This window comes from Pseudoduganella sp. RAF19 (assembly GCF_052114165.1).
Lineage (GTDB): Bacteria > Pseudomonadota > Gammaproteobacteria > Burkholderiales > Burkholderiaceae_D > Rugamonas.
Map to the genome: position 1 here is coordinate 171,583 of NZ_JBFREF010000006.1, position 13,982 is coordinate 185,564.

The following is a 13,982-nucleotide window of genomic DNA, read 5'->3' on the forward strand; positions in this document are numbered from 1 at the left end:
CCAGAGGCAGAGAGCAGGTGGCTGCCACATCGTGGCAGCCACCAGGTTTGCGCCGTTGGTTTTTAGAACAGCTCGTTCTTCACAGCGTCCTTCTGCTTTTCCTCCGCCGGAGTGCCGCGGGTATTGCCTTCCAGGCTCTGCACGCCGGTTCCCGGCGGATTCTCCGCGTAATAGTATTCACCGTCGGCCATGATGATGCCCTCCGGCACTGCACGTTCCTCGATCGGAATATTCTTCAGCGACTTCTGCATATAGCCGATCCAGATCGGCAGCGCCAGGCCGCCGCCGGTTTCGCGGTTGCCCAGGTTGCGCGGCTGGTCGAAGCCGATCCAGGCGATGCCCACAAGCTTTGGCTGATAGCCTGCGAACCAGGCGTCGATGGAATCATTGGTGGTGCCGGTCTTGCCCGCGATGTCCGGACGCTTGAGCACCAGCGCCTTGGTGGCAGTACCGAAGCGCACCACATCCTTCAGCATCGAATCCATCAGGAAGGCATTGCGTTCATCGATTACGCGGTTCTTCTCGTCGCCCGCACGGTCAGGAGCGGCTTGCGACAGAACTTTGCCATTCGCATCGGTCACTTTGGAAATCAGATATGGCGTCACCTTGTAGCCGCCGTTGGCAAATACAGAGTAGGCGCCCGCCATCTGCAGCGGCGTCACGGCGCCCGCACCCAGAGCCAGCGTCAGGTAAGGCGGATTACGTTCCGCATCGAAGCCGAAGCGGGTGGCATATTCCTGGCCGTACTTGGCGCCGATCTTGTGCAGGATGCGGATCGAGATCATGTTCTTCGACTTGGTCAGGCCGCGGCGCATGGTCATCGGGCCTTCGTACTTGCCGTCGTAGTTCTTCGGCTCCCATGCCTGGCCGCCGGTCTGGCCTGCGTCGAAGGAGATCGGTGCGTCGTTAATCATGGTGGACGGTGAAAGTCCGCGCTCCAGCGAAGCCGAGTAGATGAAGGGCTTGAAGGAGGAGCCTGGCTGGCGCCATGCCTGCGTCACGTGATTGAACTTGTTGCGGTTGTAGTCGAAGCCACCCACCATCGATTTGATGGCGCCGTCTTCGGTGCTGGCCGAAATGAAGGCCGATTCCACTTCCGGCATCTGGGTCAGCAGCCAGTCCTTGCCTTCCTGGTAGACGCGGATCACCGCGCCACGGCGAATGCGCTTATTCGGCGGGTTCTTGTCCGATAGCCACGAGCGGCCCTGTTCCAGACCGGCGCCGGTGATGCTGATCTCTTCGCCCGATGCGGTGACGGCGGTGACTTTGTTCGCGCCGGCGTCCAGCACCATGGCAGCCACGATATCGTCGCTGTCCGGATGTTCGGCGAGTTCGGTTTCGATCATCTCGTCGGCTTCGGATTTATTGGCCGGCAGGTCCACATAAGCTTCCGGACCACGGTAAGCGTGGCGGCGCTCGTAATCCATCACGCCGCGGCGCAGGGCCAGGTAAGCGGCGTCCTGATCGGCCTTGGTGATGGTGGTGAAGACGTTCAGGCCGCGCGTGTAGGTATCTTCCTTGAACTGCTCATAGACCAGCTGGCGCGCCATTTCCGCAACATATTCGGCATGAACGCCAAACTCGCTGCTGTCGGTTTTCACTTTTAGCTGCTCGTTCTTGGCCGTGTCGTACTGTGCGGGCGTAATATAGCCAAGCTGGAGCATGCGCTGCAGGATGTACTGCTGGCGCGTGCGTGCGCGCTTCGGATTGACTACCGGGTTGTAAGCCGAAGGCGCTTTGGGCAGGCCGGCCAGCATGGCCGCTTCTGCCACGCTAATGTCTTTCAGATTCTTGCCGAAGTAGATTTGGGCGGCCGACGCAAAGCCGTAAGCGCGCTGGCCCAGGTAGATCTGATTCATGTAGACCTCAAGGATCTGGTCCTTCGTGAGGTTCTGTTCGATCTTCCAGGCCAGCAGGGCTTCATAAGCCTTGCGTTTCAGTGTCTGTTCGCTGGAGAGGAAGAAGTTGCGCGCCACCTGCTGCGTGATGGTGGATGCGCCCTGACGCGCACCGCCCGTGGCGTTGTGCAGGGCCGCGCGCAGGATGCCCCAGTAATCCACGCCGCCATGTTCGTAGAAGCGATCGTCCTCGATGGCCAGCACGGCCTTCTTCATCACATCGGGGATGTCTTTGAAGTGCACAAGGTTGCGGCGTTCTTCGCCGAACTCGCCGATCAGCACATTGTCGGCAGAGAAGATCCGTAGTGGCATCTTGGGCCGGTAATCGGTCAGCGTATCCAGGGAGGGCAGGTTGGGGTAGGCCAGCGCCAGTCCAAAGACGACCAGCAACACGCCTGCCAGGATCAGGCCCAATACCGAGACCAGGGCCATCATCAGGAAACCGTGAGATTTCTTTTGCGGCGGGGTCTCTTTATTAATAGAAGTCATGCGCAGTACGGGTTAATAGTTATGCGAGGAATTATAAGCGAGCAGCAATTACGGGGCGCGCACGAAAATAGGCCATTATTTTGAGTAATATTTACCATGAGCAACAAAACAACTCTGTTAATTCCGCAGCCACGTCTAAGGTAAGTCACTGTGGCGTAAGGCAAACAACGACACAATCGTGCTTTGTAGAAATACCTTTACATTGTTTGAGCAATATTGCTAGCATCTAATGTACTGTCTCACCTTTGCTCGCTAAGCATGGGTTTTTAAAAGAATTCCGATATTCAAATGTCTATGGAGTTGTCAGGAGTGCATAAATGATGCTCGATCTAAAAGCCCTGCTCGGCGGCGCCCAGGCCCCGCTGGTCGGCATCGACATCAGCACCTCCAGCGTCCGCCTGGTAGAGCTGGCCGATGCCGGCAAGGATGGCATGCGCCTTGAGCGCTATGCTGCCGAAGCCTTGCCGCGAGGTGCCGTCACCGACGGTAATATCGAGAACATGGACCAGGTGGTCGACGCCGTGCGCCGCCTGATCAAGAAAAGCGGCACACGCGCCCGTCATGTGGCGCTCGGTATGCCGCCGGCCTCGGTTATCACCAAAAAAATCGTTCTGCCAGCCGGCATGTCGGAAGAGCAGCTGGAAGTGCAGGTGGAGTCCGAGGCCAGCCAGTATATTCCCTTTGCCCTCGACGAAGTGAGCCTGGACTTTGACGTCATTGGCCCGGTGCCCAATTCCACCGACGATATTGAAGTCATGCTGGCCGCAGCACGCCGCGAAAAAGTGGAAGACCGCGTGGCGGTAGCGGAAGCTTCGGGCATGAAGGCGCAAGTGCTGGATATCGAGTCCTATGCTGCACGCGCTGCGCTGGACCGCGTCGTGGTGCAAATGGCCGATGGCGGTACCGGCCAGGTGGTGGCCCTGTTCCAGATCGGCGCCCAGGTCACCCATATCTCCGTGATGTTGGATGGCACCACCGTATATGAACGCGAGCAGCCTTTCGGCGGCCACTCCCTGACCCAGGATATCGTGCGTGCATACGGCCTCGCCTACGAGGAAGCCGAAGCGCGCAAGAAGAGCGGCGATCTGCCCGAGAACTTTGCCAGCGACGTGCTGGCCCCGTTCCTGGAAAGCGCTGCGCTGGAAATCACCCGTGCCATCCAGTTCTTCTTTACCTCCACCCCTTACACCAAGATCGACCAGATCTTTCTGGCGGGCGGCTGTGCCACCTTGCCCGGCTTGCTCGAACTGATCGCCAGCCGTACCCGCATTTCGAGCGCGGTGATCTCGCCCTTCAAAGGCATGCAGCTGGGCTCCGGTGTGCGCGAACAGGCACTGCGCGCTGATGCGCCGGCTTATCTCGTGGCCTGCGGCCTTGCCATGCGGAGGTTCGGCTGATGATACGCATTAATCTGCTGCCTCACCGCGAGGCGAAGCGCAAACAGCGCAAGCAAGCGTTCGCAGCCTTGCTGGTGCTGGGCGCCCTGGCCGGTGGCGCCATCGTGCTGCTGGTCGGCGGCTACAACGCGCGCGCCATCTCCGTGCAGGAAGAGCGCAACCAGGTGCTGACGACCGCTATCAAAGGCCTGGATGTGAAGATCGCCGAGATCGCATCCCTGAAACAGGAAATCGAATCGCTGAAAGCGCGCCAGGAAGCGGTCGAAGATCTGCAGGCCGACCGCAACCAGCCGGTGTATTTGATGGATGAACTGGTCAAACAGACGCCCCCTGGCGTTTATCTGAAAGGCTTCAAGCAGGAAGGCCAGAAGGTCACGCTGAACGGTTATGCCCAGTCGCAGGAACGTGTCTCCGAACTGCTGCGTAACTTGGCCGGCAACTCGCCCTGGCTGGAGCGCCCGGACCTGATCGAAGTGAAGGCCGCAACTCTTGGCAAGGATAAGAACACCGGCCGCAAGGTGGTCGAGTTCAACCTGTCCGTCAACATCAAGCGTCCGCGCGACAAGGACAAGCCGCAAGACGGCAAGCCTGGCGCCAAGAACCCGCAGGCGACTGCGGCCCCGAAGAGCTGAGGCGCACCATGGCAATCGATCTGAATCAATTGGGAGACTCGCTGAAGTCCCAGTTCCAGGGCCTGAACGGCATTCATCCTGGCATGTGGCCCATCGTCCCGCGCGTGCTGTGCGGCGTTGGCGTGGCGGCAGCCGTTGTGGCGCTGGGCTACTTCGGCTACTGGCAAGGCCAGTTCGAGGAGCAGGACGCCGGCGCGCAGCAGGAGCTGAAGCTGCGTGACGAGTACAAGCTCAAGACCGCGCAGGCGGTCAACCTGGAAGCGCTGAAGAAGCAGAAGGAAAAGGTTGACGAGTACGTGCTGCAGATGGAGAAGCAGCTGCCGAGCAAAGCGGAGATGGCGGCCCTGCTGTCGGACATCAACCAGGCGGGCCTGGGCCGTGGTCTGCAGTTCGAGCTGTTCAAGCCGGGCAAAGTGGACGTCAAGGAATACTACGCCGAGCTGCCGATCGATATCCGCGTCACCGGCAACTACCACGACGTCGGCTCCTTCGCCGGCGACATGGCCAATCTGCCGCGCATCGTGACGCTGAATAATATGACGCTGAACACCGGCAAGGATGGCAACACCCTGGTGCTCGATGCCGTGGCCAAGACCTTCCGCTACCTCGATCCGGAGGAAGTGGCGGCGGCGCGCAAGGCGGCCGCTGACAAGAAGAAAGCGAAGAAATGATGCGCCGCGCGATCCTTACCCTGCTGCCCCTGCTGGCGCTGGCCGGCTGCGGTGACAGCGATGTGCAGGAAGTCCGCACCTGGATGAAGCAGGTGGACTCTCAGACCCAGCCAACGGTCAAGCCGCTGCAGGCGCCGAAAAAATTCGTGCCCTTCGCCTATGCCGCAGCGGATCAGCCGGACCCTTTCAATGCCAACAAGCTGCTGGCTGAACTGGCGAAGTCGCGTCCCGGTGGCGGCCTGCAGCCGGACACCAACCGCCGCAAGGAATTCCTCGAAAGCTTCCCGCTCGATGTGATGAAGATGGTGGGAACCCTGGAAAAAGATAAGCAGATCTTTGGCCTGCTGCAGATCGACCACACCGTGTACCAGGTGCGGCCCGGCCAGCACGCAGGACAGAACTTCGGTCTCATTACCTCGGTGTCCGAAGACGCGATAACAATCAAGGAAATTGTTCAGGATGCGGCCGGCGACTGGGTCGAACGCATGTCGAAGCTGGAACTGCAGGAAAGTAAGGAGAATACCAAATGATCGCCATCAGAACCGTGACGCGTGCCCTGCGTTTTGCAGGCCTCGCGCTGGCGCTGGCCGGCAGCGCAGCCGTGGCGCACGCCCAGCAAGGCAACGCGATCGAATCGATCACGGCCAACCAGCAAGGCAGCAATGTCATCGTCAAAATCGCGCTGAAAGATGCGCCGGAAAAGCTGCCCATCGGCTTTTCCATCACCAATCCGGCGCGCATTGCGCTGGATTTCGGCGCCACCAGCAACGGCACCGGCAAGACCAGTCAGGAAATCAACCTCGGTGACCTGAACAGTGTCAACGTAGTGCAGGCTGGCCAGCGTTCGCGCCTGGTATTCAACCTGAAGCGCCCTCTGAATTATGCAACCGCTATTGATGGCAAAGCTGTGATCATGACCATCGACGGCTCCGGCGGCATCGCCACTGCGGTCGATGCGCGCGGTCTGCCGATTCCTCAGGCGGCTCCCGTGGTCCCGGCGGGCAAGCAGCTGCTGCGCGATATCGACTTCCGCCGCGGTACCAGTGGTGAAGGGCGCGTAGTGGTGGACCTGCCGAACAGCCAGGTCGCCGTTGACGTGCGCCAGACCGCAACCGGCGTGGTGGTGGACTTCATGAAGACCGGTCTGCCGGAAACCTTGCGCCGCCGCCTTGACGTGACCGACTTCGGCACCCCGGTGACCAAGGTGACGACCGTTCCGCAGGGCGAAAATTCGCGCATGACCATCGAAGCGCATGGCCTGTGGGAGCAGAGCGTCTACCAGAGCGACACCCAGCTGGTGGTGGATGTGAAGCCGATCAAGGAAGACCCGAACAAGCTGGTGCAAGGCACCCAGGGCTACCGTGGCGAGAAGCTGTCCTTCAACTTCCAGAACGTGGATGTGCGCGCGGCGCTGCAAGCGATTGCCGACATCTCCGGCCTGAACATCATCACCAGCGACAGCGTGCAGGGCAACCTGACCCTGCGTCTGAAGGAAGTGCCATGGGATCAGGCGCTGGACGTCGTGATGCAGGCCAAAGGCCTCGATATGCGCAAGAACGGCAGCGTGCTGTGGATCGCACCGAAAGAAGAATTGCTGACCAAGGAAAAGCTGGAACTGGAGCAGCGTGCCCAGATCGCTGATCTGGAGCCACTGAAGTCCGAGATCTTCCAGCTGAACTATCAGAAAGCGGAAGCCTTCAAGACTGTGTTCGGCCTGGACGGCGGCTCGGGTGAGCAGCGCAACCGTATTCTGTCCAAGCGCGGCAGCGCCATTATTGAGCCGCGCACCAATCAGCTGTTCGTGACCGATATTCCGTCCAAGCTGGAAGACGTGCGTAAGCTGATCGCCAAGACCGACGTCGCGACCAAGCAGGTGCTGATTGAAGCGCGTATCGTGGAAGCGTCCGACACCTTCACCCGCAACCTGGGTGCCAAGCTGGGCTTCTCCGACCTGCGTACACAGCGCGGCGGCGACTCGGGCTGGCAGCTGGGCACCAGCAATACCCGTCTCGGCCTGGGTGGCAATATCACCGGCGTCGGCACGGCGACCGGCCAAACCACCGTCACCAGCATTACGGACGCCTGGAACAACACGCAATTCATCAATCTGCCGGCGGCGGGCATCAATGGCGCACAGGCCGGCAGCCTGGCTGTCAGTCTGTTCTCTTCGGCTGCTAACCGCTTCCTGAACCTGGAGCTGTCGGCGCTGGAAGCAGATGGCACCGGCAAGATCATTTCCAGCCCGCGCGTGGTGACCGCCGACAAGGCCGCCGCCACCATCGAGCAGGGCGTGGAACTGCCTTACCAGGTCGCGACCTCCAGCGGCGCCACGGCGATTATCTTCCGCAAGGCGAACCTGAAGCTGGATGTGGTTCCGCAAATTACGCCCGACGGCAACGTGGTGCTGGACGTGGACGTAAACAAAGACAGTGTCGGCCAGGAGACCCGGGCCGGCTTCGCAATCGACACCAAGCACGTGAAAACTCAGGTGATGGTGGAAAACGGCGGCACCGTGGTGCTGGGTGGTATTTACCAGCAGACGGAGCGTAATACAGTGAGCAAGGTACCGGTTTTGGGAGATGTGCCGGTGCTGGGCAACCTGTTTAAAAATAATAGCCGTACCAACGACAAGACCGAATTGCTGGTCTTTATCACGCCAAAGATCGTTGCCGAGCGTCTGTCGGCGCGCTGATAACGGTTAGGCTGCTTCAAGAAAAAGGGTAATAAAAGATGAGCATGCAAGCATTACGCAAACTTTCAGGCTGGGTCGGCGCTTTCGCCGCCGCCAGTCTGCTGGCCGCCTGCGGCGGCGGTGGCGGTTCGCCCGGCACCAATGCCAACGGCCAGCAGCCATCCAAGGCCGCGACCGTGGTCCTGAGCGCAAGCTCCGGCACCATTGCATCGTCTGGCCAGGATGGCACCGAAGTGACCCTGACGGCCATCGTCAAGGACAGCAACAACAACACACTCCCGAACGAAACCGTGAGCTTCAAGTCCAGCTCCGGCAACATCAGCAATACCAACCGTATCAGTGATGCCAATGGCGTGGTGACGGAAAAGCTGAACGTAAAAGGTGATACCAGCCTGCGCGACATCACCATTACCGCCAGTGCCGGCGGCGCAACCTCCAACGCGGTTACCGTGAAAGTCGTCTCGGCAACGCAGACCCTGACCCTGACCACTGACGCGGGTACCCTGCAGTCGGCCGGTGCTGCCGGTTCTGAAGTGACCGTGACGGCCCTGGTCAAGGATTCCAACAATTCCGTCATGGCTGGTGTTCCAGTGACTTTGTCGGCCGACTCCGGCAGCCTGACCAATGGTAGCCGTGTCACCGATGCTACCGGCCGCGTGACTGAAAAGCTGTCGACCGGCGGCGACGCGACCAGCCGTACTATCAAGGTTACCGCGTCCATCTCCGGCCTGCCTCCAGTGACTGCCAACGTTTTGGTTTCCGGCACCAAGCTGCAGGTCAATGCCAATAGCACCGTCAATACCGGCAGCGCGACCGACGTTACTGTCAAGCTGGTCGATTCGGCTGGTAATCCACTGGTCGGCAAGACCGTTACCTTCAGCGCAAGCAATTCGCTGTCCGTCAAAGGTGGTGGCGCGGCCGTTACCAATTCGGCTGGCCAGCTGGTGCTGACCTATGCTGTCGCCAGCGGATCTACCAGTACCCAGGACACTATTACTGTGAGCTCCATGGGCGAAAGCGCGTCTGCTGTTGTCGCCATCAGCGCGGCCAACTTCACCGTAAAGCCAACCCAGACCACGGCAAATATCAACAGCTGCATCCTGGTCAATGTGCACACTGATAATGTCAGCTCGCCACTGCCACAGGTAATGGTGAGCAGCTCGCGCGGTACCGTGTACACGGATGCTTCCTGCCTGACCCAACTGACCGTTGCGAAGACCCTGAGTGGCGGCGGCGATGCGCAAGTGTACGTGCAGGCAACCAGCCCAGGTGTAGCAACGCTGACGGCTAACCTGAGCAGTGGCGGCATTACCCAAGGGACGATGGAATTCGTGGCCCCGCTGACCGCTTCCTCCTCCATTAGCGTTCAGGCCGATCCAGGCACTATCGGCGCCAACTCGGCTGGTAGCACCAGCCAGCAGGCCACCATCCGCGCCATCGTGCGCGATGGCACGTCCGCCAACAATCTGGTCAAAGGCGCCCTGGTGACCTTCAGCATCGTCAGCGACCCGAGCGGCGGTAGCCTGAGCCAGCCGGCCGTAGTGCCAACTGGCAGCGACGGTTCGGCCAGCGTTAGCTTTATTGCTGGCACTTCCTCCACCGCATTGAACGGTGTGGTCATCCGCGCTCAGTTGCAAGGTGCTTCAAGTGCTTCCAGCACTGTTTCCCTGACCGTGTCCAAGAAGGCGCTGTTTATCTCGGCCGGTACCGGCATCGCCGTCGGTGTCAACGACCCGACGACCTACACCAAGGATTATGCCGTGGTGGTGACCGATGCTAACGGCAATGCCGTGTCAGGCGTGAACGTGACTGCTTCCGTGCTGCCACGCTACTACTACAAGGGGCAACTGGAGTTCTTCACCGGCGCCTCGTGGGGCATGCCGATTGGCGTAAATGGCAGCAAGCCAGTGCCATTCGCCTGCCCGAATGAAGACACCAACGGCGACGGCATTCTGAATGCAGGTGAAGATACCAACGGTAACGGCGTCCTGGACCCGGGCATCCCTGTTACAGTGACGTCCTCCGGTACGACCGATGCCAGCGGCAAGGCCACGGTGACTCTGACCTATCCGCGTGACCGCGCACTGTGGACTGGTGTGGATCTGACCATCCGCGGCAGCGTCTCCGGTTCGGAGGCGATTTACAAGGCTTATGTTCCGCATCTGGTTGGTGCCGCTTCCGATTACAGCGACATCAAGATTTCGCCGCCAGGCGCCAGCAGCCCATACGGCCAGGTCAACACCGGCACTGCCGCAGACTGCACGACAGCAAATTAATAAGCTATCATGTATGGATGCAAAATGTTTTCTTGGTAGGGCTGATGGGGGCGGGCAAGACGACAATCGGTCGTCTGCTTGCCCGCAAACTGGGGCTGCGCTTCGTCGACTCTGATCACGAGATCGAAGCGCGCACTGGTGCTTCGATCCCCTGGATCTTCGAAATCGAAGGCGAACAAGCCTTCCGCCGGCGGGAAGCAGACGTGATCCGCGACCTGACCAGCCAGCAAGGCATTGTGCTGGCCACCGGCGGCGGCGCCATCCTGAACGAAAACAGCCGCGCTCTCCTCCGGGAGCGCGGCACCGTAGTCTACCTGCGCGCCACCATCAACAGCATCCTGGCCCGCACGGCGCACGACAAGAACAGGCCTCTGCTCCAGACGGCCGATCCCCGCAAAAAACTGGAAGAGCTGCTGGCCCAGCGCGAGCCGCTATACATGGAATTGGCGCACCTGGTGATCGACACCGGCCGACCTAACGTACAATCCATGGTGCACTCGATTTTGAACCAGCTGGATGCGATGGCCTGCGCGGCCACGCCGAACTGCTCCACCCAGGCGGAACCCTCGATGACTGAAGAAACCCGTATGCTGCTGAACGTCGATCTCGGCGAACGCAGTTACCCGATCAATATTGGCCCGTCCCTGCTGGACGAGCCGGAACTGTTTGCCCGCCACGCAGGCGGCAAAAAAGTCGCCATCGTCACCAACACCACCGTGGCAAGGCTTTACCTTGAGCGCGTGCGCGCCCCGCTGGCGGCGGCCGGCAAGGAAGTCATTTCCGTGGTGCTGGAAGACGGCGAAGAATTCAAGAACTGGTCCAGCCTGATGCAGATCTTCGACGCGCTGCTGGCCAATAAATGCGACCGCAAGACCACCATGATCGCCCTCGGTGGCGGCGTGATCGGCGACATGACCGGCTTTGCCGCGGCATCGTATATGCGCGGCGTGGACTTCATCCAGGTGCCGACCACCTTGCTGTCCCAGGTCGATTCCTCGGTAGGCGGCAAGACGGGCATCAATCACCCGCTGGGCAAGAACATGATCGGCGCCTTCTACCAGCCGAAGGTGGTGGTGGCCGATACCTCCACGCTGGACACGCTGCCGGACCGCGAGTTGTCCGCCGGCCTGGCCGAAGTGATCAAGCATGGCTGCATTATCGATACCGCCTTCTTCGAATGGATCGAAGCGAACATCAGCAAGCTGATGGCGCGCGACAAGGGCGCCCTGGGCTATGCGATTGCGCGTTCCTGCGAGATCAAGGCCGACGTGGTGCGCCAGGACGAACGCGAAGGCGGCCTGCGCGCCATCCTGAATTTCGGCCACACCTTCGGCCACGCGATCGAAGCGGGCCTGGGCTATGGCGACTGGCTGCACGGCGAGGCCGTGGGCTGCGGCATGGTGATGGCGGCCGATCTGTCGCAGCGCATGGGCTATATCGATGCCGCGACCGTGGAACGCATCCGCAAGCTGGTCGACGCGGCCGGCCTGCCGGTGAAAGCGCCGGACCTTGGCACCGCGCGCTGGCTGGAGCTGATGGAAGTCGACAAAAAGAACGAGGGCGGGGCGATCAAGTTCATCCTGCTCAATCCTTTGGGTAAAGCCCACATCACCAACGCACCGCAGGACCTGCTGCTGCAAACGCTGGCAGCCTGCACGAAATAAGACATGGAAGAGACGCTTGCCCCTTACGCCGCGCATTCGGACAAGGGGCGCGGCCGCCATTACGAAGAAACGCCGCACGCCTCGCGCTCGCAGTTCCAGCGTGACCGCGACCGCATCATTCACTCCACGGCCTTCCGCCGCCTCGAATACAAGACCCAGGTCTTCCTGAATCACGAGGGTGACCTGTTCCGCACGCGCCTGACGCACAGCCTGGAAGTGGCGCAGATCGGCCGCTCTCTGGCGCGCAATCTGCACCTGAACGAAGACCTGGTGGAAGCGATCGCGCTGGCGCACGACCTTGGCCACACGCCTTTCGGCCACGTGGGGCAGGACGTGCTGAATGAATGCATGAAGGAGCACGGCGGCTTTGAGCACAATCTGCAAAGCCTGCGCGTGGTCGATCATCTGGAAGAGCAATACGGCGCCTTCGATGGCCTGAATCTGATGTTCGAAACGCGCGAAGGCATCCTCAAGCACTGCTCGCTGAAGAATGCCAAGCTGCTGGGCGAAGTGGCGCAGCGCTTCATCGACCGCACCCAGCCCTCGCTGGAGGCGCAGCTGACCAACCTCGCCGATGAAATCGCCTACAATAGCCACGATATCGACGACGGCCTGCGCTCCGGCCTGATCTCAATCCAGCAGCTGGAGCAGGTAGATTTCTTCGCGCGCCTGTGGCGTGAAGTGCAGCAGGCGCACCCGGGCCTGTCCGGCCGCCGCGCCATTTACGAAACGCTGCGCCGCCTGATTACTTCGCTGGCCGACGACCTGATAGTCACTTCAACCGAGCGCATCGCGGAACACGGCCCGCAAAGCATGGACGAGGTGCGCAATGCGCCGCCGCTGATCCGCTTCTCCGACCAGATGCGCAAGGACGCCACAGAACTCAAGCGTTTCCTGTACGAGAACCTCTACCGCCACTACAAGGTCAACCGCATGCGCCTGAAGGCCAGCCGCATCGTGCGCGAGCTGTACGAAGCCTTCACCGCCGACAGCGCCCTGCTGCCGCCGGACTACCGCTGCGACGAAGGTCCCAGTGCGCAAGCGCGCCGCGTCGCCGACTACATCGCCGGCATGACCGACCGCTACGCGATCGCCGAACACCGCCGCCTGTATTCGCTCGAGGAGCTTTAGAACATTCTGGCTTGCGCGTCGGTGCGGTTGCCGAGCAGTTCGAGCAGCAGTTTCTTGATGGGGGCGGGCAAGGCTGCGTCGGCTACCGATGCTGCGGGAAGCCAGGTGTAGCGGGGCTCGCCGGCCAGCGCGGTACGCTGCGCGAGCGTGATCAGCAGCGGGGCGATGTGCAGTTTGTAGTGGGTGAACACATGCGTCACAGTTTTCAGGCGTTCCTGCGACTCGACTGCGCCGAAGGGTGATGCAGCTGCTGCAACGGCTGCGGCGTCAGGCTCGGGTAGGACATCGTCGTCATCATTGGCCGCGTTGTGGCCATCCAGCTCTGGCAAGGACAGCAAGCCGCCCCAGATGCCGCTGGCAGGTCGCTGTTCCAGCAGCACTTCATCGCGGTCCACGATCAGCAGCATGGTGGCGTGCTTCTCTGGCGTGGCCTTCTTCGGCTTGCGTACCGGCAGATCCTTCACGCGATCGGTCGCGAAAGCCACGCAGCGCGGCTGCATCGGACAACGTGTGCATTCAGGGCTGCTACGCGTGCACAGCGTGGCGCCCATATCCATCAGGCCTTGCGTGTAGGACTCGATGCCTGCTTCCGGCAGCAGCGCTTCTGCGCGCGCCCACATGGCTTCTTCCGTCTTGCGTTCACCGGGGTACGTGTTAATGCCAAACACGCGTGCGAAAACGCGCTTCACATTGCCGTCCATGATGGCGGCGCGGCGGCCGGAAGAGAATGCGGCAATGGCGGCAGCTGTGGAGCGTCCAATGCCGGGCAGCTCCGCAAGCAAAGCAGGATCGGATGGGAATACACCGTCATGCTCTGCCACGACGCGCTGGGCACATTTGTGCAGGTTGCGGGCGCGCGTGTAGTAGCCCAGGCCAGACCATTGCGCCATCACGTCTTCAACAGGCGCCGCAGCGAGGTCCTGCAGCGTGGGGAAGCGCTCCAGGAAGCGCGCGAAGTAGCCCAGCACCGCACTCACCTGCGTCTGCTGCAGCATAATTTCGGACAGCCAGATTTTGTAGGCGTCGCGCGTGTTCTGCCACGGAAGTGCGTGGCGGCCATGTTGTTTCTGCCAGCGGATCAGGTCCGCGGAAAAGCTCGGGTCGTGGTACTGCAAGATGTTCCTCAATGCTT

At 60.9% G+C, this 13,982-nt stretch carries 10 protein-coding genes; 8 read left to right on the forward strand and 2 right to left on the reverse strand.

All coding sequences use genetic code 11. The features are described 5' to 3' along the window. Positions 1 to 62 precede the first annotated feature (62 nt). On the reverse strand, positions 63 to 2,333 hold the full coding sequence (locus tag AB4Z19_RS17655) for a penicillin-binding protein 1A (RefSeq protein ID WP_442026838.1): 2,271 nt from the start codon (positions 2,331 to 2,333) through the stop codon (positions 63 to 65). A 374-nt stretch (positions 2,334 to 2,707) separates the two neighbouring features. Here AB4Z19_RS17655 and AB4Z19_RS17660 point away from each other — a divergent pair, with 374 nt between their 5' ends. From AB4Z19_RS17660 to AB4Z19_RS17695, 8 genes are read left to right on the forward strand one after another with little or no spacing between them, the layout of a single operon-like run. Continuing rightward, positions 2,708 to 3,784, forward strand: a complete 1,077-nt coding sequence (locus AB4Z19_RS17660) for a pilus assembly protein PilM (RefSeq protein WP_442035793.1) — start codon at positions 2,708 to 2,710, stop codon at positions 3,782 to 3,784. After that, positions 3,784 to 4,416 carry a PilN domain-containing protein gene (locus tag AB4Z19_RS17665; protein ID WP_442035714.1) on the forward strand — a complete coding sequence of 211 codons (633 nt, stop codon included), beginning with the start codon at positions 3,784 to 3,786 and terminating at the stop codon, positions 4,414 to 4,416. Before AB4Z19_RS17660 ends, AB4Z19_RS17665 begins: the two co-directional genes overlap by 1 nt. 8 nt (positions 4,417 to 4,424) lie before the next feature. After that, positions 4,425 to 5,087, forward strand: a complete 663-nt coding sequence (locus AB4Z19_RS17670; RefSeq protein WP_442030195.1) for a type 4a pilus biogenesis protein PilO — start codon at positions 4,425 to 4,427, stop codon at positions 5,085 to 5,087. Next, positions 5,084 to 5,617: a pilus assembly protein PilP gene (locus AB4Z19_RS17675; protein WP_442035715.1), complete on the forward strand. Its 534-nt coding sequence runs from the start codon at positions 5,084 to 5,086 to the stop codon at positions 5,615 to 5,617. Before AB4Z19_RS17670 ends, AB4Z19_RS17675 begins: the two co-directional genes overlap by 4 nt. Beyond that, on the forward strand, positions 5,614 to 7,779 hold the full coding sequence (gene pilQ / locus AB4Z19_RS17680; RefSeq protein ID WP_442035716.1) for a type IV pilus secretin PilQ: 2,166 nt from the start codon (positions 5,614 to 5,616) through the stop codon (positions 7,777 to 7,779). Before AB4Z19_RS17675 ends, pilQ begins: the two co-directional genes overlap by 4 nt. 44 nt (positions 7,780 to 7,823) lie before the next feature. Continuing rightward, entirely contained in the window at positions 7,824 to 10,055 is a 2,232-nt protein-coding gene (locus AB4Z19_RS17685) for a beta strand repeat-containing protein (protein WP_442035717.1), read from the forward strand. 44 nt (positions 10,056 to 10,099) lie between these two features. After that, positions 10,100 to 11,719 carry a bifunctional shikimate kinase/3-dehydroquinate synthase AroKB gene (aroKB, locus tag AB4Z19_RS17690; RefSeq protein ID WP_442023501.1) on the forward strand — a complete coding sequence of 540 codons (1,620 nt, stop codon included), beginning with the start codon at positions 10,100 to 10,102 and terminating at the stop codon, positions 11,717 to 11,719. A gap of 3 nt (positions 11,720 to 11,722) precedes the next feature. Beyond that, positions 11,723 to 12,850, forward strand: coding sequence for a deoxyguanosinetriphosphate triphosphohydrolase (locus AB4Z19_RS17695; protein WP_442023496.1), 1,128 nt, complete (start codon positions 11,723 to 11,725; stop codon positions 12,848 to 12,850). Here the strand turns inward: AB4Z19_RS17695 and mutY are convergent. Next, positions 12,847 to 13,965, reverse strand: coding sequence for an A/G-specific adenine glycosylase (gene mutY / locus AB4Z19_RS17700; RefSeq protein WP_442035718.1), 1,119 nt, complete (start codon positions 13,963 to 13,965; stop codon positions 12,847 to 12,849). The genes AB4Z19_RS17695 and mutY overlap by 4 nt on opposite strands. Positions 13,966 to 13,982 lie beyond the last annotated feature (17 nt).